The sequence below is a fragment of the Vibrio sp. 10N.222.54.A3 genome, from assembly GCF_041474095.1.
In the GTDB taxonomy this organism is placed as follows: Bacteria; Pseudomonadota; Gammaproteobacteria; order Enterobacterales; family Vibrionaceae; genus Vibrio; species Vibrio crassostreae_C.
The window spans coordinates 42,027-68,139 of record NZ_JBFRTN010000047.1; the positions used below are offsets into that span (position 1 = coordinate 42,027).

The following is a 26,113-nucleotide window of genomic DNA, read 5'->3' on the forward strand; positions in this document are numbered from 1 at the left end:
TTAAACTGCTAGTTTGCCCACAGAGCCATATAGATCTGGGCGGCGGTCACGGAACAGCCCCCACGAGTGACGCGCTTGAGCCGTTGCGGCTAAATCAATCTCCGCGTAAATGATAGCTTCCTCATCACGTGGCGCTTCTGCCAACTTGCCACCAGTATGATCGGTAATAAAAGAAGAACCGTAGAATGTGGTTTCAATGCCATCATCACATTCTGTGCCTACGCGATTAGACGCAATCACAGGAACCAAGTTTGCAGCGGAATGGCCTTGCATAGTGCGTTGCCAGTGATCACGAGAATCTAAAGTTGGATCTTGTGGTTCGCTGCCAATAGCGGTTGGGTAAAAAATGGCTTCTGCACCATGTAACGCTAAGCTACGAGCAAGCTCGGGAAACCATTGATCCCAGCAAATACCAGCGCCGAACTTACCAAACTGGGTTTGCCATACTTTGAAACCAGTATCTCCAGGACTAAAATAGTATTTTTCGCTATAACCCGGACCATCCGGGATGTGTGATTTGCGGTAGTTATCTAGCACAGTGCCATCGGCATCAATCATCACTAATGAGTTAAAGAAGGTATTGCCCGCTTTTTCAAAATAACTAACTGGAATCACGACCCCGAGTTCTTTTGCCAATGCACTCATCTCTGTTATCAACAGACAATTGTCTACTTCCTCAGCCAACTCAAAATACTTAGCTTCTTGCTTCTTACAAAAATAAGGAGCAGCGAACAATTCCTGCGGCAAAACCACATTGGCACCGTTACTCGCAGCTTCACGAATCGCTTGCTTAGCTTTATTTAGGTTATCTTCCAGATCCCAGCTTTTGGTCAGTTGCAGGGCCGCGAATTTTACTACTCTACTCATTGGATGTTCCTTATCGTCCGGTTAGATAGCCAGTTTATCTCTTAGGTTGTAATACGCTGCGCCAACTGCTGTGAATGGTATTTGGAAGTGACGTCCACCAGGGAAGGCGTAGTGCTTGAGTTGTGCGAAGGCATCAAATCGTTCGGCATGCCCTGTTAAGGCTTCTGCCAATAACTTGCCAGCCAAGTGAGTACAGGTAACTCCATGACCACTGTAGCCTTGCAAATAATAAATATTGTCGTCGAATGCGCCGAACTGCGGCATACGTGAGTAGGTAAGTAAGAAGTTACCAGTCCATGTGTAATCAATCTTGATACCTTTAAGTTGAGGGAAAATACCTTCTAACTTAGGACGAATCAGAGACTCAATGTCTTGAGGGTCACGAGCGCCATAAACCACCCCGCCCCCAAACAACAAGCGTTTGTCGGCACTCAATCGGAAATAGTCCAGTAAGTAATTACAGTCTTCAACGCAGTAGTCACTTGGTAAAACCTGTTTTAGTTGCTCATCGGTAAGCGGCTCTGTCGCCACGACTTGAGTTCCACATGGGATGGCTTTGTTACTGATATTCGGAGCCAACCCACCTAAGTAGGCGTTGCCAGCTAACACCAAGTATTTACTCTTCACGCTACCGCTCGCTGTTCTTGCAACAGGATTCGCACCTTTTTCAATGGACGTTACCGCTGATTGTTCAAAAATTTGGCCACCAAGAGAAACAAATGCTGCGGCTTCCCCCAATGCGAGTTTAAGCGGATGAATGTGCCCACCTCGCATATCAAGCAAGCCACCGGTGTAAGCTTGAGTACCAACCGCCTCTTCTACTTGGCTAGCATCCAACATGGTGAGCTGGTCATTACCATATCGCTCCCAGTTTTTCTTATGATGCTCTAAACCTATTAACTGCTTTTTGTTTAGCGCGGTAAATAGGCCACCGCGTTTGTGGTCACACTCAATATCGTATTTTTCGATTAGGCCACGAATGACATCTCCGCCTTCGAAAATCATGTCACACAGGGCTTTAGCCTGGGGTTGGTCGTAACGGCTTTCTATTACATCAACATCTCGGCTGTAGCTATTGACGATCTGTCCACCATTACGACCAGTTGCTCCAAAACCAACTTTGGCACTCTCTAGTACCACTACCTTAAAACCTTTCTCGGCTAAATGAAGAGCCGAAGATAAACCTGAAAACCCAGCCCCAACCACACACACATCACACTCAATGTTGTCTTGCAGTTGTGGGAACTCTGGCATGTTCGGGATAGAGTGGGCGTAAAACGAATCCGTATGCTTATTCATAGTGATATTCCTTTATTAATCATCAGCAGGCTAAGGGTGAAGGCGAATCCAAGTGGTTTTGGTTTCTGTGAATTTTTCGATGGCGTGCAGTGATTTATCACGGCCGTTACCACTCATTTTGAACCCACCAAAAGGGACGGTCATATCACCTTCGTTGTAGTTGTTCACCCAAACAGAACCTGCCTGAAGCTGTTTAGCTACACGGTGTACGCGGTTAATGTTATTGCTCCAAAGCGCCGCACCTAAACCGTATTTTGAGTCATTGGCGATTGCGACGGCTTCAGCTTCATCTTTAAATGAGATAACACAAAGTACAGGACCAAAGATCTCTTCCTGGGCGACACGCATTTTATTGTCAACGTTATCAAGAATGGTCGGCTCAACAAATGCACCTTTGCCTTCAACATCACCCCCGCAACGAAGAACTGCACCTTCCGCTTGGCCAAGCTCTATATATTCAAGCACTTTTGATTTGTGACCTTGATCGATGAGCGCTCCCATCGAAGATGAGGTGTCCATTGGGTCTTTCGGCATAAAGGATTGAGCCGCAGAAATGACTTTATCAACAAAGCGATCTTTGATGCTTTCGTGCACTAATAAACGAGTTGCAGCGACACAGACTTCGCCTTGGTTATAGAAGCAACCACCAGCGGTTTCTGCGGCTGCACGATCGAGGTCTTCGCAGTCTTCAAATACGATATTGGCATTCTTACCACCAGCCTCAGCAAACACACGCTTAAGATTGGTTTCACCAGAACGAACCATTAATTGACCAGCAATACGAGTGGAACCCGTAAATGCAATACAGTCGACGTCATGGTGTTTCGCTAAAGCATCACCGGCTTCATGGCCAAAGCCTGTAACGACTTGAAAAACGCCACGTGGTAAGCCTGCTTGATTGGCGAGTTGACCAATATAAATAGCAGTGAGAGAAGATTTTTCAGAGGGTTTAAGAATAACGCTATTACCTGCTGCTAATGCAGGGCCAAGTTTCCAGCAAGCTAACCATAATGGAAAGTTCCATGGAACTACCGCTGCAACAACACCGATAGCTTGATGAGAAACAAAGGCGTGTACATCTTGTTCCGTTGGCGCGACTTCCCCATACACTTTATCGATGGCTTCTGCATACCAACGCAGTGCACTTGCAGCACCAGGGATATCGGTTGAAAAGCTATGGCTGATTGGCTTACCCGTATCTAGGGTTTCCAGCAACGCAAGTTCTTCACGATGTTGGTCAATCAGCGTTGCAAATTGGCTGAGTACCGCTTTGCGATATGACGGAGCGCTGTTGCTCCATTCACCAGAAAGGAAAGCTTGACGAGCACATGTTACCGCAAGCTCAACATCTTCTTCTTGGCAACGAGCTATCTGGGTCAGTGTCTCGTCGGTAGCCGGGTTAACAACATCTAGAGTTTCTCCACTGATAGCTGCGCTATATTCGCCATTAATAAAGGCACGATTTTCGATGTTTAGATTGTTTCTCAGTTCAATCCATTGTTCTTGGGTTTTCATACGCTCTCCTTGTTATCACAACAAGGCAAGGCCCACTTAGAATGTGGTTGGCGTATGCGCGCTTATCATTCGACAAGCCTTGTCTGTGTGATTTGTGAACTTGTGCGGCTGCGTCGTATCAATAATGTACGATTCACCTTGTTTAAGGACAAAAGATTGCTCTTTGTATTCCAGAGTGATTTCGCCCTCTAAAATAGTGCCGATCTCTTCGCCTTCATGTTTAATTTCCGCCGCACCCGTTGTGCCGTGGGGGGCATACTCTTCAATCAAAAATCCAATTACCTGTTCTTTGCTGCCGTTGGTTACCAATTTCATTGAAACCGACTCACTGCCCATTTCAACCAACTCTTCAGGTGCAACGACAACCTTCACTTCATCGCTTTTGGGTTGTTCAAGTGTGAAAAACTCCGAAAGAGATAAAGAAAAAACATTCACTATTTTTTGCAACGAACTTACTGAAGGGCTTACCTTCGCATTCTCAATCGAAGAGATCGCGCTATGTGTAATACCTGCTCGTTCGGCTAATTCTCGTTGTGACAATCCATGTTCTTTTCTTAATCGAACAATATTTTTACCAATCTCTTGGTTGTCCATGTAGGTGGCTCCTAACTTATAGAGAGGCCGCCATCATAAATTCTTTAAACAAAATTTGAGAGAAATGATTCGTTTTTGCTTTCCATTCTGGGTGCCACTGCACGCCAACAAAGAATTTTTGCCCTGGAAGACTAAACGCTTCCACTAAACCATCCGGTGCTTTAGCTTCCACAGTCAGTTGGGGAGCTAATTGGTCAACCCCTTGGTTATGAAGAGTATTAACCTCAAAAAAGATAGTGTTTTCCCAATGATTTTCAGTCAGCCATTTCTCAAACAAACTTTGTTTTTGCACCAACACCGCGTGTGATGGAGCGTACTTTTCCTCAAAGTCTTCGACCTCACTCTCTCTATGGTCGTTGAAACCTGAATCATGAACTGCTGGGTTCAGTGAGCCTCCCAGAGCAACATTCATCTCTTGAAATCCACGGCAAACACCAAAACACGGAATGTCTTTGTCTATCGCTTGACGAATCAAAGTAAAGGAAAGCTCATCTCGAGCTTCATCTTTCTTAGACTCTTCATGAGTGCCGTTGTAATGATGTGGTGCCACATTTGAGTGACTCCCCGGAAATAAAAAACCGTCGCAGATGTTAAGAAGACGCTCAACGTCTTCACTTGCCATATCCGGAGCCAATATCAGTGGCAATCCACCAAAGTCTTTCACAGCCGTGAGGTAAAAATTATTCACTGCCTGTATTTGATAGCCACCCAATTCTTTAGCGCAACTAACAATTCCAATAATGGGTTTGCTTGTTCTAGACATGTTACTTCCGTGCTCGATTTATTTAACACTTACACTACAAATCATGTACAAAATTATCAACACCGATGTTCGATATTATGACCAAAGCGTGACCAAACCCACCTTTTTGGTCAAAAAAACGACTAATTTTGGACATTATATTGAGCAAAACACAATCAACTGTTACAAAATAGTTAACAGAAACATCTTTCAATAAAATTGTAAATTTCAAAGCAATCAACGCAAGCTTATGTATTAAAAGGAAATAACCTTTAAAACTAGACTTTAGTCTAATTAGTACAATTGACTTGTTTCTTTTTTATTACTTTTAATTTACCAAATATAGAGGCTAGTTGGAGAACACAATGGAATCGTATCTACAGGAAGTTAAAAATTTTCGACAAAAATGGCCCAACATCGAGTTTGTTGATCTGATTTTTACCGACATCAATGCCACACCAAGAGGCAAGCGCATCCCAGTAAGTGCACTACACAAGCTGCATAAAGGAGTAGCTCTTCCCCTCTCGACAATTACTTTAGATACCAAAGGTAATGTGGTTGAAACAGCAGGGTTAGGTGAAGAATTGGGAGAACCAGACAACATGTGTTTCCCAATTGCGGATACATTGATGCCTACCGCTAAAGAGCAAGTGGGCCAAATAATGTTGAGTATGATGGATGAGTCAGCCCACACCCCAAACCCGCTCTTTATTCGTAATATCGTCAGTGAAATTCTCGAAAAATTACACACCAAAGATCAACATCCATGTGTTGCCTTAGAGCTAGAGTTTTACTTAATAGACAGGAAGCGGGGTGAGATGGGAGCACTACAAACAGCCATCAACCCAAACAAAAAATCACGAGAAAAAGATACCGAAGTCTATGACTTAGATGGTTTGGATGATTACGCAGACTTTTTGGCCGATCTTAACAAAGTCGCTCAAGAACAAGGGTTAAATACTTCGGGGGCACTATCTGAATCCGCCCCAGGACAATTCGAGATTAACTTCAACCACTCTAAAGATGTACTACGAGTGTGTGATGAAATCATCATCGTCAAACGCCTAATTCGTCAAATTGCTAATCAACATGATTTCGATGCTACCTTCATGGCTAAGCCATTTAGTGAGCAAGCTGGTAACGGTATGCACATCCACCTTAGCTTGGTGGATTCCAACGACAATAATCACTTCAGCCAACAAGATGGTGAACCCAGTAATCTCTTTTATCAAACCATGGCCGCGATGCTTGCTCAAACATCCGATTCCATGGCCTTGATTTGCCCTAACGTTAACTCTTACCGCCGCTTTGTTCCAGGAGCTTACGTGCCAACGAAAGCAGACTGGGGCGAGAACCATCGTGGTGTCGCACTGCGTGTTCCTATCAGCGACAGCAACAATCGCCGAATTGAACACCGCATTGCGGGAGCTGACGTTAACCCTTACATTCTCGCTGCAGTAGTACTATCCGCAGTATTAGCGAGTGAAAACTATACCAAAGACCAATGTCCTAACTCCCTCAGTGATGATGCAATAGACTTACCTCTGCGTATGTCTGAAGCTCTCGATCAGCTAGAACGCAGTGAGCTGACCCCGTACATCTCTAAAGAGTTTGTCGATCTATATTTAGCTTGTAAACGAAGTGAACTGGCGGAGTTTGAACGCGCCATCACTCCATTAGAAATCGACTGGATGTTGCACTCAGCATAAACAAAGGAACTACACGTATGACTACGCAAACTAAGGCGTTGGACGCGCCGCTGAAGATCAACAGTCAACACATCATGGTATCTCTATTGGTTGTCGCGACTTTCATTTTCTTCACATCAATTGGATTGAACCACCAAGAAGGAGAGGCCTATGGATGGATGAGCCTTCTCCCTACCGCACTTGTTTTGGTATTCGCCCTAACTACACACCGCACCGTAGAGGCGCTTTTTAGTGGTACCATCGCTGGTGTACTACTACTCAATCCTGCGCAAGCCGTTGAGCAAATTGTCGGCATATCGATGGATGTAATGATGAACGAAACCATTGCATGGATCGTTCTAGTTTGCGGACTGATGGGGGGATTAATCGCAATTCTCGAAAAAGGCGGCAGTATTTTAAGCTTTTCAGATATGTTGGTCACAAAGGTTAAGAGCCGTAAACAATCTATGCTGATGACCTTTTTCCTCGGCATCATGATCTTTATTGATGACTATCTGAACGCGATCGCTATCTCATCATCGATGAAGAAGATTACTGACGGATACAACATCTCCCGTGAAAAACTATCTTATCTAGTCGATTCCACCGCTGCGCCGATTTGTATTCTGGTGCCAATATCAACATGGGCTATTTTCTTTAGCTCACTGCTTGAAGCGAATGGAGTGGCTGAAGCTGGTGAGGGTATCAAAGCATATATTGAAGCGATTCCATACATGGCTTATGGCTGGGTTACGCTGATAATCGTCCTTCTCGTTGCGTTAGAAAAGATGCCGGATTTAGGCTCAATGAAGCAGGCTGAGGAACGAGCGAAGAAAGGTCAAGTACGTCCTGACGGTGCAACAGACATCGACTTTGGCGCAGATATTACAGCGCACACCAACCCAACGATGGGATTAATCAACTTCCTATTGCCTATGGTGGTGTTAGTTGGTGCAAGCTGGTACTTCGGTATTGATCTATTAGCAGGCGTATTTGTCGCAATTATCTTTACTATCTGCTTCTATGGTGTTCAACGTCTAATCTCAATGAATGATATGTTTGAAGCTGTCTACGACGGAATCAAAGTTATGCTGCTGCCATTGGCAACGGTGATTGGTGGATTCATGCTGAAGTCTGTGAATGATTCTCTAGGAGTGACACAATATGTCATCGAGACAGTAAGCCCTTATCTATCGGCGTCTTACTTCCCAGCAATTATCTTTATGATCACCGGTGCATTGGTGTTTGCTACCGCATCTTCTTGGGGAACTTTTGCAGTTGCTATGCCAATCGTATTGCCTCTAGGCGAACAACTTGGCGTACCTCTACATTTAACTATTGCGGCTCTGCTTTCGGCATCAGCAGCGGGCAGTCACTCATGTTTCTTTAGTGACTCAACGGTATTGTCAGCTCAAGGTTCCGGGTGTACCTCAATGCAACACGCAACCACTCAATTCCCCTACGCATTGATAGGTATTGTCGCAACAGCTCTCTTCTTCTTGTTAGTTGGCTAAGCCTCATACAGCTAAAATACAAGCGTAAAAAATGCCTTATTCTACGATAAGGCATTTCAATTTCCTGAAGAGCAAGCTTAAAGCAAGACTCTCCAGCTTTCAAGTGCTCCCTTTCACACCACAGCCTTGAATCACTAACTGTGTGATGAACTGAGCGGCATCGGCATAGTCTTTATCATCGAGTTGGTCCTTCTGCATCACGCTGCAAATCTGCCAGCCAAAATCGGCGTAGGTTTGAGTTGCCGCCCAGATGGTAAACATCAGGTGATGAGCGGGAACATCGTCCATTAGGCCCTGCGCCGACCATGTTGAGAACTTATCGAGGATCATCTGGGATTGCTTATACAGCTCATCGCCAATCTCTTTCGGCAGCACCTTAGCGCCAGACATCACTTCATTGGCAAATACCTTAGAGGCATGTGGGTGGTCGCGAGAAATGATCAGTTTGGTTTGAATATATTGGGACAAGGCTTCAACAGGATCGCTGAGCTCTTCAATCGGACGAGACGCTTCCAGTAATGGCTGAGTAACGGTTTCTAAAACGGCATTATAGAGCTTATCTTTAGAACTGAAGTAATAGAACACGTTGGGTTTGGGAATGTCGGCCGATTTTGCGATATCTGCCATTTTTGTTGCGGCATAACCATGAGTAGCGAATTGTTCACACGCGACTTCGATGATTAAATCTTGATTCTTTTGTCTGATCCTAGACATATTGCATCCTTTACAGCTCGTTACTAAAATCATAGTAATCAACGTGCTTCATTAGTCCAGAAGATAATCTCAGAACTCAAGGTCACCGCATTGATAACAATAAAATGGCCGCTCTATTTGTTAAGAAGCGACCATTCCATACCGTGTTTTTGAACTGTTCAAGTTAAAGAATCAATATTGCGCGGAAGTCATTCACATTGGTCAGCGTTGGTCCCGTGGTAAGAAGTACATCGACTTGCTTGAAAAAGTCGTAGCTGTTGTTCGCATCGAGATAGTCTTGCGCTTTAAGCGACAGGCTCGAACCTAGTTGCCATGTTTGAGGCGCGATCCATGCTCCCGCATTGTCTTCAACACCATCAATCCCGTCGGTATCAGCAGCCAATGCAAATATGTTATCTTGGCCTTTAAGCTCGTTATACAAGCTCAACAAGAACTCACAGTTACGCCCACCGCGACCATTCCCTTTAACGGTTACCGTGGTTTCCCCGCCGGAAAGTATCACGCAAGGCGTCTCAAATGGGTGCTTGTTATTAGCCACTTGTTTGGCTAGCGCAGCATGCACCTTCGCGACATCTCGCGCTTCTCCCTCTATGCAATCACTCAACACATAAGCGGGAATACCCAAGCCTTCAGCTTCTGCAGCAGCGGATTCCAATGCCGACATTGGTGTCGCGATAATATGGTGCTCCGCGTTCTTCCAACATACGTCATCTGGTTTAACCGTCTCTGACTCTGGATTATTTAGCCATTCAAATGCCGAGCGTGGTGTTTCTATTTGATAACGTTCTAAAATTGCCATCGCATCAAAACGCGTAGTGGTATCGGGTACAGTCGGACCTGATGCAATCACACTGATGTCATCGCCCGGCACATCTGAAATCGCCAAAGATATAACTCTTGCTGGATAAGCCGCTTTTGCTAGTCGCCCACCTTTGATTGACGATAAATGCTTGCGCACACAGTTCATCTCATCAATGGCGGCGCCTGATTTAAGCAGCGCCTTATTGATTTGTTGCTTCTCTGCTAGGCTGATGTCGCCACCGGGCAGACTTAGCAAAGCGGAACCGCCACCCGACAGTAGGCAAATAACCGTGTCATCTGCGCTCAAGCTACTCACCAATTGCAGCATACGTTGGCTCACTTCTAAGCCCATCGCATCTGGCACGGGGTGCGCTGCTTCAATCACCTCAATGTGTTCGCAAGGGGCGGTGTGCTCATAACGAGTCACCACCAAGCCTTCAAGGTCACGCAGTGCAAGGTCTTGTTGTTTCTTTACCTGCCAAACCGCTTCAAGCTCTGCTGCCATTGATGCGGCCGCTTTTCCTGCTCCTATCACCACAGTACGCCCAGCTTGATTAGCAGAGCGATAAAAAATGTCTTGAGGAAGAAAAGGTTCGATGTGATTTTTAGGTAGCGCCTGATTTACAGCACTTGAGAAAAGGGTTTGTAGAAACTGCTTAGCATCAATGTCCATCAGCCACTCCTTAGTTGACGGAGAAAAAAAGAACCCCGATACAAGGCCAAAGGGTGCCTGCTAAGATCAAGTTGGAAAGGAACAACTTCAACCTCTGCCCTGTATCAGGAACGCGTATAAAAGGAGACGAAACTACGCGATTTATAAACAAACTGTTGGGCTACGAATCGATAGCAGCCTTAATTAATTAGCGAATCGAGTGGTCAGAACGTTTCTCAATCGCTTGGATAAGCGCAGAGTGGTCCCAACCTTCACCGCCCATTTCGGCGCACTCGCCAAACAGCTCTTGAGCGTTAGCTGTATTCGGCAGTGCGACACCCAATTCTTGAGCGCCCGTTAGCGCTAAGTTCAGGTCTTTCTGGTGAAGCGAGATTCTAAAGCCAGGGTCAAATGTGCCTTCAACCATGCGCTCGCCGTGTACTTCCAATATCTTAGAGTTAGCAAAGCCACCTAATAGCGCCTGACGTACGCGTGCTGGATCAGCGCCAGCTTTTGATGCAAACACCAGTGCCTCAGACACGGCTTCGATATTCAACGCCACAATGATTTGGTTTGCGACCTTACAGGTTTGACCCGCACCGTTGTCGCCCACCAGCGTAATATTCTTACCCATGATTTCAAATAGCGGACGTGCTTTGTCAAAGGCGTCTTGCTCACCACCAACCATGATAGTCAGCGCTGCATTGATAGCGCCTACTTCGCCACCTGATACCGGAGCATCAAGGTATGAAGCACCGCCTTCGTTGATCCGAGCGGCAATGGCTTTGGTCGCGATTGGCGAGATTGAACTCATATCGATAACTAGCTTACCCGTTGCGCCACCTGCTGTGAGGCCTTGCTCGACGCCGTTGTCACCAAACAGGACATCTTCAACTTGTGGTGTATTCGGCACCATTAAGATAATGACATCCGCCGCCTCTGCCGCTTCTGCGGGTGAATGGCAAACCGTTGCTCCTGCTGCCACAAGATCGGCAGGTGCTGCATTAAAGTGATCCGACAGAATCAAATCGTGACCTGCTTTTTGAAGGTTACTCGCCATAGGTTTCCCCATGATGCCAGTTCCGATAAATGCAATTTTAGACATGTTGTTCTCCTTAACGTTTGAGGGTTACCAGACGCAATTAACGGTACTGGTGTAGCCAACCAAGGCCTTCTGTCGTTGTTGTTTTCGGCTTGTATTCGCAGCCAACCCAGCCTTGATAACCAAGCTCATCAAGATAATTGAGCACGAATGGGTAATTGATTTCTCCGGTCCCCGGTTCGTGTCGACCTGGGTTGTCAGCCAGTTGAACGTGTGCGATTTGGCCAATGTTTTGCTGCATGGTCGGCGTAAGATCGCCTTCCATAATTTGCATGTGATAAATATCGTATTGGATAGAAAGGTTATCGCTCCCTACCTCTTTGAGGATCGCTTTGGCTTGCTCAGTCGTGTTCAAGAAGAAGCCCGGAATATCGCGAGTATTGATTGCTTCTATCACTAAGCTGATGCCTTCTGCTGCGAGTGCGTTCGCCGCGTAATGCAGGTTAATCACAAACGCCGATTGCGCGTCTTGTTGGGTCACACCTTGCGGAACAATCCCAGCCAAGCAATTCACTTGGGTACAACCGAGCGCTTTTGCGTAAGCGATGGCTTTAGGTACACCCGCTTGAAACTCTTCAACTCGCGCTGGGTCTACCGCGATACCACGATCGCCAGAATCCCAATCACCCGCAGGCAAGTTAAATAGCACTTGCTCTAGGTTATTAGCGTCGAGCTTTGCTTTGATTTCCTTAGCATCAAAGGCGTAAGGGAAAAGGTATTCCACACCTTGAAAGCCCGCTTCTGCGGCAGCTTCAAAGCGATCCATAAAATCAACTTCCGTGAATAACATTGACAAGTTTGCTGCAAATTTTGCCATGACTCTGTCCTTATTCTTTATTTGGTGAAACTATGACTGTTTAGTGAAGCAACGGTTATTTGATGGAGCTACGGTTGCTTAGTAAGGCTCCGATTTCTTGGAGACTTTCCGTAGAGCTAAACCTCAGCTCTACGTATACACATGACTTAATGATTACTTGTACGCTAACGCTGTTGGGGCATCGCCGCGGCTTTCGGCAAGTGGCTCAAATTCGTTGATGGCATTGATCTCTACGCCCATCGCAATGTTGGTTACTCGCTCAAGAATCAGCTCAACGACCACTGGCACCTTGTGCTTGTTCATCAGCTCTTTGGCTTGCTCAAACGCAGCGGCAATTTGCTCTGGTTCACGAACTCGAATTGCCTTACAACCTAGGCCTTCAACAACGGCAACATGGTCAACACCGTAGCCTTCAAGCTCTGGTGCATTCTGGTTATCGAACGCCAGTTGTACACAATAGTCGATATCAAATTGGCGCTGTGCTTGGCGAATCAAACCTAGATACGAGTTGTTCACCAACACATGAATGTATGGCAGATTGAATTGCGCGCCGACGGCCAGTTCTTCAATCATGAATTGGAAATCATAGTCACCAGAGATAGCGACAATATCGCGATTTGGATCGGCTGCTCGTACACCCAATGCGGCTGGTGTTGTCCAACCCAATGGGCCAGCTTGACCACAGTTGATCCAGTTACGCGGCTTATAAACATGCAGGAACTGAGCGGCAGCAATTTGCGACAAACCAATGGTGCTCACATAACAAGTGTCACGACCAAATGCCTTGTTCATCTCTTCATAAACACGCATCGGTTTCATTGGCGCTTCATCGAAATTGGTTTTACGCAGCATGGTCGACTTGCGTTCCTGACACTCACTTGCCCAAGCATTTCGGTTCGGCAGCTTGCCAGCATCACGCCACTCTTGCGCCACTTCAACCATTAGCTCTAATGCTGCTTTCGCATCAGAGACAATGCCTAAATCAGGACAGAACACACGGCCTATTTGGGTTGGTTCAATGTCTACATGTACGAACTTTCGGCCTTCGGTGTAAACATCCACAGAACCGGTATGACGGTTAGCCCAGCGGTTACCAACACCAAACACAAAATCAGAATTAAGCATGGTTTCATTGCCATAACGGTGAGAAGTTTGTAGCCCTACCATACCCGCCATTAACTCATGATCATCCGGAATCGAGCCCCAACCCATTAAGGTTGGAATCACAGGAACACCAGTGATCTCGGCAAACTGCTGCAACAATTCAGACGCGCCAGCGTTAATCACGCCACCACCAGATACAATCAGCGGTTTTTCAGATTGAGACATCATGGTTAATGCTTTCTCAACCTGCGCGCGTGTCGCTTGTGGCTTATAAGGTTCTAGCGGTTCATAGGTATCGATATCAAACTCAATTTCAGCCAGCTGAACATCAATCGGTAGATCAATCAGGATTGGACCCGGACGGCTCGAACGCATTAAATGAAAGGCTTTTTGGAACGCGCGTGGCACTTGAGCCGGTTCAAGAACCGTAGTCGCCCACTTAGTGACTGGTTTAGCGATAGATTCAATATCAACCGCTTGGAAGTCTTCTTTGTGAAGGCGAGCACGCGGAGCCTGACCTGTAATACATAGGATTGGGATTGAATCTGCAGACGCCGAATAAAGCCCCGTGATCATGTCCGTTCCCGCAGGGCCAGAGGTACCAATACACACACCGATATTGTCTTGATTGGTACGCGTGTACCCTTCGGCCATATGCGATGCACCCTCTACATGTCGAGCTAAGACGTGGTCGATTCCTCCGAGCTTTTTCATCGCTGCGTACATTGGATTTATCGCTGCGCCGGGAACACCAAATGCGATGTCTACTCCTTCACATTTAAGCACCTCTACCGCTGCTTCAATCGCTTTCATAATTGCCATTCGAACCTCCATTTCATATTGTATACAATAAAACTAACTTTTGTGTACTATGAATCATCCTCAGCATTTATCAAGTCCAATTTGAAACAATTTTGTTACATCAACCTATCCTATTGAACAGCAATTAAGCCTGAAAAGCTTACAATTCATTGCTTTACATAAAATATCTTTACGTAAAAATAAATCACAAAAAGATCAAATGATAAATAAATGTTAAATACCATTTGCTTGTATACAATTTCTACAATATAAATATCGTTAAAAAGAACATTTTGTATACAAAATGACATCGTATTGTGTAAAGGAGACAGGCAATGATGAATGACGTGAAAGAAAGAGAAGAAACGCTGTGTATGCAGGTACTTGGGAATATGGACAACCCCGAGTACAAAAAGATCTTGTCTAAAGATGCATTGAAATTCTTAGAAGCTATCGTTAACAAGTTTGGAGATCGCCGTCATGCCCTGCTAAATGATCGCGATATTAAACAAGCACAATACGATAACGGTGAGTTACCCAATTTCAGAAAGGACACCATCTCTATTCGTCAGAATAAAGAGTGGAAAGTCGCAACACCGCCACCAGAGCTACTAGATCGTCGCGTAGAGATCACAGGTCCTATCGAGAGAAAGATGGTAATCAACGCATTAAACTCGGGTGCGAAAGTCTTCATGTGCTGCTTTGAGGATGCGTCTTCCCCAACTTGGGCCAACATGGTCGAAGGGCAAATTAACTTAAGAGATGCCAATTTAGGCACCATCAGCTATTTCGATGAGAAGAAAAAAAAGAACTACCAGCTAAACAGCGACCCTGCGTTGTTAATCGCTCGCCCTCGTGGAATCCATCTACCTGAACAATCGATTCAATTCAACAATCAACCTATCGCTGGTTGTTTGATGGACTTTGCGCTGTACTTTTTCCACAACTATCAATCACGTGCGCAGCAAGGCTTAGGCGTTTACTACTACATTCCCAAGCTTGAGAGCATGGAAGAAGCACATTGGTGGGACGATATTTTCAGCTTCACCGAAAACTATTTCCACGTACCCAAAGGCACCATTCGTGCGACCGTGTTGATTGAAACTCTGCCAGCCGTATTCCAAATGGAAGAGATCTTATACGCCATGCGTGATCATATCGTAGCGATGAACTGTGGCCGTTGGGATTACATCTTCAGCTACATCAAAACGCTGAAAAACCATAAAGACCGCATCTTGCCAGACCGCCACGGGATCGGCATGGATCAAGAATTCCTCAACGCCTATAGCCAACTGTTGGTGCGCACTTGTCACGCTCGTGGCGCATTAGCAATGGGTGGGATGTCAGCCTTTATTCCAGCAAAAGACCCGCAAGAAATGGCACGTGTAACCGCCAAGGTTATCGAAGATAAACAAAGAGAATCTCAGAACGGACATGATGGCACATGGGTCGCACACCCTGCACTGGTTGATTTGGCAATGTCGATCTTTGATAAGCACTTAGATGGCAAAGTAAACCAAATGGATTTCCAAAGCCCAGAGCATGTGATCAATGCAGACTCGTTGCTAAAGCCTTGTGAGGGCAGTCGCGACGAAGTAGGAGTACGTAAGAATATACGCATCGCGCTGTATTACATCGAAGCTTGGATTCAAGGCTACGGCTGTGTGCCTATCTACGGCCTCATGGAAGATGCCGCGACTGCTGAGATCTCAAGAGCCAATATCTGGCAGTGGATCCACCACGGGGTAACACTCGATGATGGCCAAACCTTTACCAAATCACTATTCCACTCTTGGCTTTACCAAGAGCTAGACACGATAAAACATGAAGTCGGAGACTCGCGCTATACAGCAGGTCGATTTGAAGAGACAGCTGATCTTTTCTATCAACTTTCTACAGCCAAAGAGTTCGCTGCCTTCCTAACTTTACCCAGCTATGGGCTATTACAAGAGTCCAGTTAGGACTCTTGTACCGAGCTGAATCAGTCGATGATATTCACAACAAGCGTAATGATTGGCTGACTTAGCTTGGTACACGGCCCCTTGAAAAACTAGGAGATAACATGGGAAGTTTGACTCTACAACAAGCGTTAACCATCATTGATGGCACCTTAAAAGCAGGAAACAAAATCCACACAGAACCTTTGACGGTCGCCGTCTTAGACAGCGGTGGCAAGCTGATTTCTCTGCAACGTCAAGACGGCTCTAGCATGATGCGACCAGACATCGCGATCGCTAAAGCGTGGGGGGCACTCGCACTGCGTTGTTCCTCTAGAAAACTCGCCCAAGATGCTGACAACCGACCAGCATTCATCTCCGCCGTAAACGTGCTCGCACACGGAAACATGGTGCCAGTTCCAGGGGGGCTACTGATTCGAGATAAGGATAAAACGGTACTTGGTGCGATTGGGGTCAGCGGTGACATCTCAGACATCGACGAAAGTTGCGCCATCAACGGCATTGGTTGTGCAGAACTGTTCAGTGACGAGATGCTGCAAGCTTAACTCGCCAATTCGCTGTACTTGAAGTTCTTAAACAAGCACAAAAAAACCGAAGCGATTAAGCTTCGGTTTTTTATTGAATCTAAAGGAAGATCAGAAAAACTACTCGTACGCGCTCAACCATGTTTTCAGAAGTTGGTTGGTGTTCTTCTTCTGACTCGCAGACAATGATTTAACCAGTTTTTTCTGCATTTCGACATGTTCAGTCATCATTTGGTCAATCAGAATAAGACCATCTTTAGTTAACTGGACACTCACGCTGCGTCTGTCTTCTTTGCTGTGTTCACGACTGATCAGCCCTTTGGCTTCTAGCTTATCAAGGCGATTGGTCATCGCGCCAGATGTCAGCATCATGGATCCAATCAGTTCAGATGGCGTCAGTCGGTAAGGCTTCCCAGAACGTCGCAACGTCGCCAGCACATCAAACTCACCCAGCTTCATGTCGTATTTTTTATGAAGCTCGGCAACTTGCGTCTCCATATACTTGGCAATACGCATAATCCGACCCATCATTGCCATAGGCTCAGTATCTAGTTCGGGCTTTTCCTTTGCCCATTGCTCTACTACGCGGTCGATAGCATCCATTTGCAATCTCGCTCCGTTGTTAGTCTGATTACTTCAAACTAGTTTAACATAAAGATACTTTACAACCACTAGTTCTCAGTATACAGTTCACACAATAGTTATCTTAACGTAAAGATATTTTAAATGAACATATTATTAGCAATGATCCCCGCGTTCTTTTGGGGAACAACCTATGCAGTGACGCAATTTACGCTACAGGAGTGGCCACCATTATTATTGGGTGCTTTGCGTGCGTTACCTGCTGGTTTGTTATTGCTAGCAGTAAAACCAACACTGCCTAAAAAAGGCGAGTGGCAAATCATTTTCACACTGGGCCTTATCAATATCGCGACCTTCTTTGGCTTGATCTTCGTGATGGCGCTAACGCTGCCTTCGGCAATCTCTGGCGTGGGCATGATCTCCGTGCCGGTGTTCGCGATGATCTTCCACTGGGTAGTGAAAAAACAGCGCCCGCATCTGATTCAAGCCCTTTCGGGTATTGGCTTGATCACCTTAGCGTGGATACTGTTTAACCCAAGCCAAATTGCTCTGAACCCAATCGGTTTAGGCGCAATGTTTGCCGCAATAATGTGTATTGTCATCGGCAGCAGCATTACCAAGTCACTGGGTAACCGCATGCACTGGTGGAAGGTATTAACATGGCAACTGATTCTGGGCGGTACGATTTTGTCTGTCGCGTCTGGCGTTCATGCATTCATCGATCCGCAGCCTTATATTAACGCTGTCACTCATTTCGATACTCGTAATGCTATGGGACTCGTATGGGTTATTGGGCTAAACACAGCGCTGGGTTACGGCATGTATGTGTGGTTGCTACAGCGTATGTCGGTGGTTGATTTCACCTTCGGTGGCATCGCAAACCCAGTAGCTGGCATCGTGACCGGTATGGTGTTGATGGGTGAATCATTCACTGCAGTACAATACTCACTAATGACCGGCATGATAGTGATGTCACTGCTACCACAACTTATCCTTGCGGTAAGACAATCCAAACAAGTCAAGCCTGTTACGCAGTAGACGCAGCCTCTTAAACGTATTGTTCAAAAACGCGCCTCATTGAGGGCGCGTTTTTTGTTGCTACGCTAACAGCAATAACCCAACAGCCATACTCGTTGAGTTGACCATTCCTTAAGTTAAATTAAACCTCACAAAGAACAATGACTTTACTTTAACTATCTAAATCGAATTTATTTTCTATAAAATAATCATACTAGAGATTTAATTTCCACAAAAAAACTCAAATTAGAGATAAAAAGACAAAACTTTTCTCCGACTACCTTTCTATACTGTGCCACGTCATTAAGGCGCTACAAGCCTATGATTTAAAATAATTATTAATGAGTAGTCACCATGAATTCGAAGTCGCTAACTATTTTGCTTTTTGTCTCTGTTTGCTTAATTTGGGGAACCACTTGGTTCGCTATGGAAGTAGCATTGCATTCTATCCCACCTATTTTTGCTACTGCGTTGCGCTTTTTACTTGCAGCACCTCTGCTTGCAGTATTGGCGAAAGTCTTCAACCAACCACTGCTGTTCCCTAAAGGTAAGCGCCAATGGCTGCTTATTGTTGCGTTGATGTATTTCGCGATTCCGTTTACGTTGATGATCTATGGCGAGCAATACATCTCTTCAGGTTTAGCGTCGATCATCTTCGCCAACATGCCTGTGGCTGTGATGTTGATGTCTGGCTTATTCTTAGGTCTACGACTAGCGAAGCACCAGATATTCGGGTTGATCGCTGCTGTTGTGAGCCTATGTTTAATCCTTGGCAACGAAATGCAGATGGGTGGCGATGACTACCTAATTGGCACGGTTTGCTTAGGCCTTGCTGTTGCGATTCACGCAGTTATGTATGTGCTGGTTCAAAAGCACTGCAAAGGTATTGAAGTACTGACCTACAACGCCGTACCGAGCCTGATTGCTGCTTTATTCTTATTCGCTGTTTCAGCTGTAGGTGAAAACGTGAATGTTGAATCCTTCACTGAGGATTCAATCTCAGCCGTGGTTTACCTAGGCTTTGTCGCGAGTGTTGGCGGCATTGTGGCTTACTTCAAATTAGGGCAGGTTTCGCCCCCTTTCCAAGCGTCTATCTGCTTTTTGATTTTCCCGGTAGTAGCGCTGCTAATATCTTGTTACGTCAACGGTGAAGTTCTGTCTGAACAATCATTGTTTATGATGATCCCCCTACTTTGCGGCATTTTACTCACCAAGGCACCAAAGGGAATTTTCAAGCTGCGTACCGAATTAAAAACCGTAAGAAACTGATCCGCGTGAAACCTATTTTGCGGATTAGATATACATATCCCACATAAACAAAAAGCTCCAATATCACTATTGGAGCTTTTTGCTTATTTCATAATATCGAGACCAACATTAGCGCCAGCTAAACATTCGCACTTCGTTGCCCTCTTCAGGTTTCTTCGGAATGTTTAAAGATAGCGCTAGAGAAACCACGGCCATCACTGCACCAATATAGAAAACCGTTGCAGGAGAAGACAACCAAATCACACCAAACACCACTGGAATAACGACCGCTGCAATATGATTGATGGTGAAAGAGACACCAGCGGTTGATGCCATGTCAGCCGGATCTGCAATTTTCTGAAAGTAAGTTTTGATCGCTAGTGCCAATGCAAAGAACAGGTGATCGATCACGTAAAGTGCCGCCGCGCTTTGCACCAAACCATAACCGACAAACACACCAATCAAGCCAACATACTCGAAGATCAACGCTTTACGCTGGCGTTGTTGCCTAAATTAGTTGAACCTTTTCCAAGTCCTGTGATCTGATCATTTGAAACGATTGGAATGGTGGTGATATGGGTAAAGCAAACAAGAAGATAACTAACTGGACGGAGTACAATAAGGCTCTTTGTAAACGTGGTTCGGTTACATTCTGGATAGATGATTCAGCCGTAGATGCATGGCGATGCAAAACTCATCATGGTAAGCGTGGGAGAGGCTTTCAGTACTCTGATACAGCGATTGAAACCGCATTGATGATTAAGGGCATCTTCTCTCTTCCTTTACGTGCTCTTCAAGGCTTTATCGACTCTATCTTTGAGCTATTAGATGTTCCACTAACGTCCCCTGACTACACCTGTATCAGTAAACGCTCGAAGACAGTTCAGGTCAAATATCGCAATAAATCGAGAGGGGCTATTCGCCATATAGCCATTGATTCTACTGGCCTCAAAGTCTTTGGTGAGGGGGAGTGGAAAGTGAAAAAGCATGGTACAGAAAAACGTAGGACATGGCGCAAACTGCACTTAGCTGTGGATGTGGATACTCACGAAGCGATTAGTGCGGAAGTCAGTCTTGTAAATGTAGGCGATAGTGAAGTGTTACCGACGTTACTCAACCCACTACGTAGAAAGGTCGCTGCCGTATCCGCCGATGGAGCATATGACACAAAAAATTGCCACGAGACTCTGAAAAATAAAGGCTGTACTCCGTTAATACCGCCTCGAAAGAATGCAGCTCTTTGGGAAGACGGTCATCCCAGAAACAAAGCGGTAATGGCTCTGAGAGATGGAACAATATCGGAATGGAAAACAGAGTCTGGTTATCACTATCGTTCAATATCTGAGACTGCTATGTCCCGATATAAAGGGCTAACAAGCGATAAATTGAGCTTGAGATGTTACAACGCTCAAGTGGGCGAAATCATGGCGAATGTCAAAGCGATTAACAAAGTCATAGGACTAGGTATGCCCGTTAGAAGCTAACGGCTAGCTACATATGGTGTCGTTGATCTTCAAGCTGATTTGATCAACAACGCCCTTTACGCTCGCCAACCACACCGATAAATCGACCAATGCGCTTCGCAAACAAGAAGTTAAACAGATAGTTAACCAAGAACAACAATGTGACGTCGGCCGCCGAATAACCGAACTTCTCTACCATCAAGAAGCCTGCAAATTATTCTTTGTAAAAATATGTAAAGCAAACTACATTGATTAAATAACTAACAGTTCATATAGTTGGAATAAAAATCCTTAACGTTATAACTAATCAACCCATACTTACTTATTTTTATTAAGGGCATTTTTTTGTAATGAATAGAACAGGTCGAGTGATTAGTTTTAAAACACAGTCTGGCGGGGGTGATATCAGCATTGTGGATGAAAATTTCATCCCCCTGTGCCCTTTTCTTACAACCTTTCTTGAACACTACAAAACTCTTAACACCAAGAAAAGCTATGCGAATCAGCTATTGTTCATACATCGTTACTTTGTCACAAAATCAATAGACTTACCTTCGAGGATTCGTGACGGTAGATACCTGACTATAGAGGAATATGAAGGTCTACATCGCCCCTTTTAAGCGTGATTCTATCCCGTAGAGTTTTTGGATTTTAGCCAGCGCCTTATCAGCCTTGCCCGATTTACCTTTCCCTTGAAGCTTTTTAGCATCCATGAACTTGCGACGAGCATGCGCTAAGCACCCTACCTTGGTGACGTGATGAAGTCCATCATAAGCCGCGTAGCCATCGGTTTGTAGATAACCGTTGTAGTCACCTAAAAAGTCCACGGGACACGCCCTCGCGCGACTGTTTTGATAGTCGTACAAGGCAATATTTTTCACATTCGGCAGTGCCGCTTCGGGTGAGTCAGCGCCTGAGCAGTAGAGCCACATATAACACTGCTTCTCTTCTTTGAGCACATTGAGCGGCGTTTCATCCGCTTGAACCACCACTTGTTGAAGTAGGTGCTCTTTCAAGGCGGCATACAGCGGGGCGAACTTCTCACTGACTTGGATAACCCACCTAGCCATGGTGGTACGTGATAGCTCGATACCCGACTGGGTAAACAGCGATTCTTGACGATAAAGTGGCATCGCGTATTGGTATTTTCCAAGAATGATGTTGGTCAGCAAACTTTCTGTGGCGAAGCTTTTAGGGATGAGGCTCTGAGGGGATGGCTTCTGAACGATTCGGCTGCTGTCGCCTGTTTTCTCGCACTGGCGGCAAGCGTACTTAGGACGAACATATTCCAACACTTTGAGTACCGCTGGCGTGAACTCTAGCTTCTCGCTGCGGTCTTCCCCGATTTTATGCAGGCTATGATTGCAGCAAGCGCACTGCTTTTCATGGTCGTCTAAATCGAGTTCGATAACCTCACGAGGTAAGGTCTTTGGAAGTGGCTTACGTTTTCCGCGTTTTTTCGTTGTGGTGGTTGTCGTCACCTCAACCTCGTCTTCTTTAACGGCTTCACATTCCGCTTCGTTGAAGAAGTCACCTTGTGATTCATCGTAAGGCTTTATTCTCGATTAACTCATTGTAAAATTGTTTATTTGATGGGTTCATGACCGATAATTGTGAAGCCTGAAAGCAGTCTATCAAGCTCAAATTGAGTCAGGGTAAACACCTCGTTTTTCTCTTTTGAAGGCCACTTATACTTGGCTTTTTCGAGGCGTTTATACCAGAGTGCGAAGCCTGTTTTATCCCAATACAACACTTTGATTTTGTCGCGCTGTTTGTTGGTGAACAGGAACAGTGCGCCACTTCCTAAAGGTAAGTCGGTGTCACTTTCGATAATCGCAGCAAGACCGTTGATGGACTTTCTAAAATCGACGCTTTCACGATACAAGTAAATCTCTGGAGCGCTGAGCATGCGTTTCATGATAACGCACCGATAAGCTCTGCGAGATAGGCCGCTGGCGTGCCTTGAGGAATGCTCAGCTCCACATCATTGATGAGAAGTGTCATGTTCGCCGTAGCTATCTGGGCCTGATACTTGGTTGTCTTTTCAACGATTTCGGCTTTAACAAATCCGACAGATTCCGATTGGCTTGCTGTTTGGAGTTGACGCCGTTTGGCAAAGAACGTGGATAAACTCAGTCCATGCTCTTCACAAAAAGCGCGTTGGGTAACACTGCTGCTTTCATATTGCTCAAACAGTGCTTGCCATTCTAGGTTGGTGCGTCGTTTTGCCATTTCAACTCTCCTTTGGGTTGGAGAGTTGATCTTATTCTTCGTGCTGAAAGATTAGAATGCGGGGTTTATGGTGCGCTTATCATCCAAACTTGTTTTGGTGGTGACCAAACGTTTGCGGATCTATTTCGCCGTGTGGCACTCGATCAAGAAAGTATCTATGTGCTGTTGTAGCATCTTGGCTGTGCACCTTCATAGTAGAGAATTCTAACCTCAGCAATCACTGTTCGACCCAAAGTCGATAAAAGTCACTATAACCTGTTTTTCTTATTTGAACCCCTCTGACTTGTTGAGTTCTAGACATTTCTTCATAACCAGAAAATAACGGTAAATAGGTATAACTTAAACGTAAATCCCTTTCCATCTCCATCAACTCACTAGATGGTGATTCGCCACTTATCGCCCGTTTTATCTTAGCTTGATGCTCATCCATTTTAAAACGGTCAAAACTAAATCGTAATCCCGTTGACACACTTAACCATTCGTAAATTCCGTAATCAACAGGTGTCTCTATTACATCTTCAATAAGGAGAATATCAGCTAGTTCAGACACCAAATGAGGATTACTAATGTTACTGACGATAACAACTTCCAACTCCACTCCTGTTGAACGGATAACATTATGTAACCATTGAGAATTACGAATTAAGTATGGAATAGTCCATTTGGGCTCAGCCAAGACAATCTTCCCTGTCAAGCTTGGGGCGTTTGCTATCATTGGCCTAGCTTTACAGGGATCAAAAGCTAAGCTTTCGACCGCATTAATAGGATCATGTAGCTGTTTTTGCTGATGGATATAATCGGCTAGTTGGCGCCATGTATCTCGCGAAATGTTCGAGTCAACCCTTTCTCGATAAGTTAAATAGAATAAAGCACTAATACCCTGAACTTCAACTTGGTCCGACGGGCAATTAAAGCTAATCATATTTTGCATATCCGCATCGGCATGCGACAAAGTAACTCGTTCTAACAAAGCTCGAGTAGAGAAATAGTCTTTATGTGCTCGAAGTTGAATACTGTCTTCACACCAGTGTTCAATCTTGAACGGCCCTGTTCCAATATGGTAACTGTATTTATCACCGAAACTTTGCTGATCTCGACAAACAATAGATGCGTTAGACATAGCTAGCATATAAGGAAAAAACTTGTTGGCGTACTTGAGAGTAATAACTAAACAATTGGGTGCGACTGCATCTACGCGTTCGGCACATTGCCATAACTCTTTTATAGGGCCATTACCCTCAATTAAACGTCTAATACTCCAAACTACATCTTGAACTTGCAAAAGCTCACCATCATGTCGGTAAACGCCGGGACGTAGCCATAGAGTCATCCTTGTATCTTCCATCACCCAATCGTGAGCTAAGGAAGGCATTAGATCACCATCTGGACTCTGAACCAACAATACATCATATACGCTTTTTGCTATATGCAGTTCTGCATGGCAAAATGTCTTAATTGGATCAATAGTGTTTACCCACGGATAGGAAGCTATCAATACAGCATTACTTGATTCATTGGTTTGATTGAGTTGTTCAGTTGCTATAGTAAGAGCTCGGACGGCTGTCGAACCGTAGAGGTCGACGAGGCGGGATACTAATTTAAAACTGCCTTTAATTAGTTCGTTAATCAATAATTCGGTAATCGCTTGTTGCAACGATTTTTTAATCGTAAGTTTACTCGGATTACTCCTACCGACTGCGGGGATCCATTCTATCCAACCTTGTTCGGAGAGCTTTTTCATAACAATTGATGCATTACGTTTAGAGGTGCATAGCGCAACCTCTAATTCACCTAAGCCTATGGAATGGGATAAGTGAATCTCAAAATGCTTAAGCAACTGATCTAAGTGTCTAAGGTTTACATCATTCACAACAATTCCACTGCTATTTATCTCAGCTAAAACATAGCAAAGGGAGCCATATATTCCTAGCTCCCTAGAATTTCAATATTAGAAGTGGTAATTCATTCCAAGAGAGAAAACACTAATCTCAGCATCCACAGTGGCAGTCGCACCAAGCCCTTTTGCCACTTCTAGTTCTGGTATCATATAATCCCATGTTGCTTCAATACGAAGATTATCTGTCAATGAAAAATCAGCCCCTAAGCCATATATGGCAGCCACTGTTGTGTCAGAAAGTGTTGAATGGCCAGCAGCACCAACGAAAGAATTACTTACCTTAAACTCAGCATTAAAATATGCTACCCCAGCTTTCGCAAAAAGGTTAAAACGGTCATTAATCGGTAAAATAACTTTAGGTTGAATCGCTGCAAATTTCATGTCGCCGACAGTAACTGAATCACCGTCCAAAGCATCATAACCTCCAATGGAGCCTTCCAAAGCAATATAACGGTTGAACTGATAACCACCGTAGATTTTGCCCGCTAAACTTGAATCATCATCTAACTCTAATGAAGAGATGCTAGAACCAAGTGGAGAATCAACAGAAAAGTCTGCACTTTCGAAATTTGCTTGACCAACAGATGCTCCAATATATGGGTTTGCATGTACAGCAGAAGCTAGCATCAGGAGAGTTGTTGTAACTGTTGTGATTGTTGTTTTTCTTAACATTGTATTTAACTGCCTATCTAAGAATAATATTTATTATTTTTACACATCCTTTACCCTTAACAACCAATGAATTCCCTTTCACTGGGTTTCGAAACAGAATAATATTAATGAATAGAAAACGATTAAAACACGTAATTCTTTATCATCTTTTTTCCACATATCTAAACAATTAGACACAACTGCTGATATTCAAGATATTAATCGTAAAATCTCTTGGACTTTGGACGTATCCGCCCCATGAACCCACGGGGCGACTTGTCAGTGTTTGAAGTTCCAAGGTGCTCTCATTGATAGAGATTTTGGACATTAA

Annotated in this window: 22 protein-coding genes and 3 pseudogenes; 7 read left to right on the forward strand and 18 right to left on the reverse strand. The window is 44.8% G+C overall.

What is annotated here, in order from left to right:
• The 5 genes from aguB to AB4507_RS11360 are packed head-to-tail and all read right to left on the reverse strand — an operon-like array spanning position 1 to position 5,038.
• Entirely contained in the window at positions 1 to 867 is an 867-nt protein-coding gene (aguB, locus tag AB4507_RS11340) for an N-carbamoylputrescine amidase (RefSeq protein ID WP_017067340.1), read from the reverse strand.
• 21 nt (positions 868 to 888) lie between these two features.
• A complete protein-coding gene (locus tag AB4507_RS11345; protein WP_017065009.1) occupies positions 889 to 2,166 on the reverse strand; it encodes an FAD-binding oxidoreductase in 1,278 nt (425 codons plus the stop codon).
• 30 nt (positions 2,167 to 2,196) lie between these two features.
• A complete protein-coding gene (locus AB4507_RS11350) occupies positions 2,197 to 3,681 on the reverse strand; it encodes an aldehyde dehydrogenase (protein ID WP_017065010.1) in 1,485 nt (494 codons plus the stop codon).
• A gap of 36 nt (positions 3,682 to 3,717) precedes the next feature.
• Positions 3,718 to 4,275: an HTH-type transcriptional regulator PuuR gene (gene puuR / locus AB4507_RS11355; protein ID WP_017065011.1), complete on the reverse strand. Its 558-nt coding sequence runs from the start codon at positions 4,273 to 4,275 to the stop codon at positions 3,718 to 3,720.
• Positions 4,276 to 4,291: 16 nt separating this feature from the next.
• Positions 4,292 to 5,038: a gamma-glutamyl-gamma-aminobutyrate hydrolase family protein gene (locus AB4507_RS11360; RefSeq protein ID WP_017065012.1), complete on the reverse strand. Its 747-nt coding sequence runs from the start codon at positions 5,036 to 5,038 to the stop codon at positions 4,292 to 4,294.
• 344 nt (positions 5,039 to 5,382) lie between these two features.
• Between AB4507_RS11360 and AB4507_RS11365 the strand changes: the two genes are divergently transcribed.
• The gene (locus tag AB4507_RS11365) at positions 5,383 to 6,726 is read left to right on the forward strand and encodes a glutamine synthetase family protein (RefSeq protein ID WP_017065013.1); all 1,344 of its coding nucleotides are present in this window, start codon (positions 5,383 to 5,385) and stop codon (positions 6,724 to 6,726) included.
• Positions 6,727 to 6,743: 17 nt separating this feature from the next.
• Complete coding sequence (locus AB4507_RS11370; protein ID WP_372073901.1) at positions 6,744 to 8,219, forward strand: Na+/H+ antiporter NhaC family protein; 1,476 nt, start codon at positions 6,744 to 6,746, stop codon at positions 8,217 to 8,219.
• 99 nt (positions 8,220 to 8,318) lie between these two features.
• On the opposite strand, the gene AB4507_RS11375 is transcribed toward AB4507_RS11370, so the two are convergent.
• The 5 genes from AB4507_RS11375 to gcl form a co-directional block, all read right to left on the reverse strand.
• Positions 8,319 to 8,933, reverse strand: a complete 615-nt coding sequence (locus AB4507_RS11375; RefSeq protein ID WP_372182694.1) for a TetR/AcrR family transcriptional regulator — start codon at positions 8,931 to 8,933, stop codon at positions 8,319 to 8,321.
• Between the two features lie 163 nt (positions 8,934 to 9,096).
• Entirely contained in the window at positions 9,097 to 10,407 is a 1,311-nt protein-coding gene (locus tag AB4507_RS11380) for a glycerate kinase (protein WP_372182696.1), read from the reverse strand.
• A 187-nt stretch (positions 10,408 to 10,594) separates the two neighbouring features.
• Positions 10,595 to 11,491 (reverse strand): 2-hydroxy-3-oxopropionate reductase, encoded by an 897-nt coding sequence (locus AB4507_RS11385; RefSeq protein ID WP_372112630.1) that lies wholly within the window; start codon positions 11,489 to 11,491, stop codon positions 10,595 to 10,597.
• A 37-nt stretch (positions 11,492 to 11,528) separates the two neighbouring features.
• Positions 11,529 to 12,305, reverse strand: coding sequence for a hydroxypyruvate isomerase (gene hyi, locus AB4507_RS11390; protein WP_151408119.1), 777 nt, complete (start codon positions 12,303 to 12,305; stop codon positions 11,529 to 11,531).
• Between the two features lie 153 nt (positions 12,306 to 12,458).
• A complete protein-coding gene (gene gcl, locus AB4507_RS11395; RefSeq protein WP_372182697.1) occupies positions 12,459 to 14,231 on the reverse strand; it encodes a glyoxylate carboligase in 1,773 nt (590 codons plus the stop codon).
• A gap of 314 nt (positions 14,232 to 14,545) precedes the next feature.
• Here gcl and aceB point away from each other — a divergent pair, with 314 nt between their 5' ends.
• Together aceB and AB4507_RS11405 are read left to right on the forward strand one after the other, a co-directional pair.
• Positions 14,546 to 16,171, forward strand: coding sequence for a malate synthase A (aceB, locus tag AB4507_RS11400; protein ID WP_372182699.1), 1,626 nt, complete (start codon positions 14,546 to 14,548; stop codon positions 16,169 to 16,171).
• Positions 16,172 to 16,272: 101 nt separating this feature from the next.
• Positions 16,273 to 16,713, forward strand: coding sequence for a heme-binding protein (locus AB4507_RS11405; RefSeq protein WP_372182700.1), 441 nt, complete (start codon positions 16,273 to 16,275; stop codon positions 16,711 to 16,713).
• Between the two features lie 99 nt (positions 16,714 to 16,812).
• Here AB4507_RS11405 and AB4507_RS11410 read toward each other — a convergent pair whose 3' ends face one another.
• A complete protein-coding gene (locus tag AB4507_RS11410) occupies positions 16,813 to 17,295 on the reverse strand; it encodes a MarR family winged helix-turn-helix transcriptional regulator (RefSeq protein ID WP_017061583.1) in 483 nt (160 codons plus the stop codon).
• Between the two features lie 123 nt (positions 17,296 to 17,418).
• Between AB4507_RS11410 and AB4507_RS11415 the strand changes: the two genes are divergently transcribed.
• Both AB4507_RS11415 and AB4507_RS11420 read left to right on the forward strand, forming a co-directional pair.
• On the forward strand, positions 17,419 to 18,312 hold the full coding sequence (locus AB4507_RS11415; protein ID WP_017067653.1) for a DMT family transporter: 894 nt from the start codon (positions 17,419 to 17,421) through the stop codon (positions 18,310 to 18,312).
• A 333-nt stretch (positions 18,313 to 18,645) separates the two neighbouring features.
• Positions 18,646 to 19,560, forward strand: coding sequence for a DMT family transporter (locus AB4507_RS11420; protein WP_372182701.1), 915 nt, complete (start codon positions 18,646 to 18,648; stop codon positions 19,558 to 19,560).
• A gap of 108 nt (positions 19,561 to 19,668) precedes the next feature.
• Here the strand turns inward: AB4507_RS11420 and AB4507_RS11425 are convergent.
• Positions 19,669 to 20,037 (reverse strand): annotated as a pseudogene (locus AB4507_RS11425) (MFS transporter); the annotation flags it as partial.
• Positions 20,038 to 20,114: 77 nt separating this feature from the next.
• On the opposite strand from AB4507_RS11425, the gene AB4507_RS11430 reads away from it, so the two are divergent.
• Positions 20,115 to 21,023, forward strand: a complete 909-nt coding sequence (locus AB4507_RS11430) for an IS5 family transposase (RefSeq protein WP_017065109.1) — start codon at positions 20,115 to 20,117, stop codon at positions 21,021 to 21,023.
• 55 nt (positions 21,024 to 21,078) lie between these two features.
• Here AB4507_RS11430 and AB4507_RS11435 read toward each other — a convergent pair.
• The 6 genes and pseudogenes from AB4507_RS11435 to AB4507_RS11460 form a co-directional block, all read right to left on the reverse strand.
• A pseudogene (locus tag AB4507_RS11435) lies at positions 21,079 to 21,216 on the reverse strand (MFS transporter); the annotation flags it as partial.
• A gap of 394 nt (positions 21,217 to 21,610) precedes the next feature.
• Positions 21,611 to 22,561: pseudogene (gene tnpC, locus AB4507_RS11440) on the reverse strand (IS66 family transposase); the annotation flags it as partial.
• A gap of 26 nt (positions 22,562 to 22,587) precedes the next feature.
• A complete protein-coding gene (gene tnpB, locus AB4507_RS11445; RefSeq protein WP_372158787.1) occupies positions 22,588 to 22,920 on the reverse strand; it encodes an IS66 family insertion sequence element accessory protein TnpB in 333 nt (110 codons plus the stop codon).
• Positions 22,917 to 23,234 carry an IS66 family insertion sequence element accessory protein TnpA gene (gene tnpA, locus AB4507_RS11450; RefSeq protein ID WP_372182703.1) on the reverse strand — a complete coding sequence of 106 codons (318 nt, stop codon included), beginning with the start codon at positions 23,232 to 23,234 and terminating at the stop codon, positions 22,917 to 22,919. Before tnpA ends, tnpB begins: the two co-directional genes overlap by 4 nt.
• A 217-nt stretch (positions 23,235 to 23,451) precedes the next feature.
• Positions 23,452 to 25,104, reverse strand: a complete 1,653-nt coding sequence (locus AB4507_RS11455) for an ABC transporter substrate-binding protein (protein WP_372129148.1) — start codon at positions 25,102 to 25,104, stop codon at positions 23,452 to 23,454.
• Between the two features lie 78 nt (positions 25,105 to 25,182).
• A complete protein-coding gene (locus AB4507_RS11460; RefSeq protein ID WP_372129151.1) occupies positions 25,183 to 25,803 on the reverse strand; it encodes an outer membrane beta-barrel protein in 621 nt (206 codons plus the stop codon).
• Positions 25,804 to 26,113: the final 310 nt, after the last annotated feature.

Coding starts and splice junctions, on each gene's coding strand:
- AB4507_RS11460 (WP_372129151.1), bottom strand. CDS start 25,803: ATGTTAAGAAAAACAACAATCACAACAGTTACAACAACTCTCCTGATG.
- AB4507_RS11420 (WP_372182701.1), top strand. CDS start 18,646: ATGAATTCGAAGTCGCTAACTATTTTGCTTTTTGTCTCTGTTTGCTTA.
- AB4507_RS11360 (WP_017065012.1), bottom strand. CDS start 5,038: ATGTCTAGAACAAGCAAACCCATTATTGGAATTGTTAGTTGCGCTAAA.
- puuR (WP_017065011.1), bottom strand. CDS start 4,275: ATGGACAACCAAGAGATTGGTAAAAATATTGTTCGATTAAGAAAAGAA.
- AB4507_RS11350 (WP_017065010.1), bottom strand. CDS start 3,681: ATGAAAACCCAAGAACAATGGATTGAACTGAGAAACAATCTAAACATC.
- AB4507_RS11345 (WP_017065009.1), bottom strand. CDS start 2,166: ATGAATAAGCATACGGATTCGTTTTACGCCCACTCTATCCCGAACATG.
- gcl (WP_372182697.1), bottom strand. CDS start 14,231: ATGGCAATTATGAAAGCGATTGAAGCAGCGGTAGAGGTGCTTAAATGT.
- AB4507_RS11380 (WP_372182696.1), bottom strand. CDS start 10,407: ATGGACATTGATGCTAAGCAGTTTCTACAAACCCTTTTCTCAAGTGCT.
- tnpA (WP_372182703.1), bottom strand. CDS start 23,234: ATGGCAAAACGACGCACCAACCTAGAATGGCAAGCACTGTTTGAGCAA.
- AB4507_RS11370 (WP_372073901.1), top strand. CDS start 6,744: ATGACTACGCAAACTAAGGCGTTGGACGCGCCGCTGAAGATCAACAGT.
- AB4507_RS11375 (WP_372182694.1), bottom strand. CDS start 8,933: ATGTCTAGGATCAGACAAAAGAATCAAGATTTAATCATCGAAGTCGCG.
- tnpB (WP_372158787.1), bottom strand. CDS start 22,920: ATGAAACGCATGCTCAGCGCTCCAGAGATTTACTTGTATCGTGAAAGC.
- AB4507_RS11430 (WP_017065109.1), top strand. CDS start 20,115: ATGGGTAAAGCAAACAAGAAGATAACTAACTGGACGGAGTACAATAAG.
- AB4507_RS11410 (WP_017061583.1), bottom strand. CDS start 17,295: ATGGATGCTATCGACCGCGTAGTAGAGCAATGGGCAAAGGAAAAGCCC.
- aguB (WP_017067340.1), bottom strand. CDS start 867: ATGAGTAGAGTAGTAAAATTCGCGGCCCTGCAACTGACCAAAAGCTGG.
- hyi (WP_151408119.1), bottom strand. CDS start 12,305: ATGGCAAAATTTGCAGCAAACTTGTCAATGTTATTCACGGAAGTTGAT.
- AB4507_RS11415 (WP_017067653.1), top strand. CDS start 17,419: ATGAACATATTATTAGCAATGATCCCCGCGTTCTTTTGGGGAACAACC.
- AB4507_RS11365 (WP_017065013.1), top strand. CDS start 5,383: ATGGAATCGTATCTACAGGAAGTTAAAAATTTTCGACAAAAATGGCCC.
- AB4507_RS11405 (WP_372182700.1), top strand. CDS start 16,273: ATGGGAAGTTTGACTCTACAACAAGCGTTAACCATCATTGATGGCACC.
- AB4507_RS11385 (WP_372112630.1), bottom strand. CDS start 11,491: ATGTCTAAAATTGCATTTATCGGAACTGGCATCATGGGGAAACCTATG.
- aceB (WP_372182699.1), top strand. CDS start 14,546: ATGATGAATGACGTGAAAGAAAGAGAAGAAACGCTGTGTATGCAGGTA.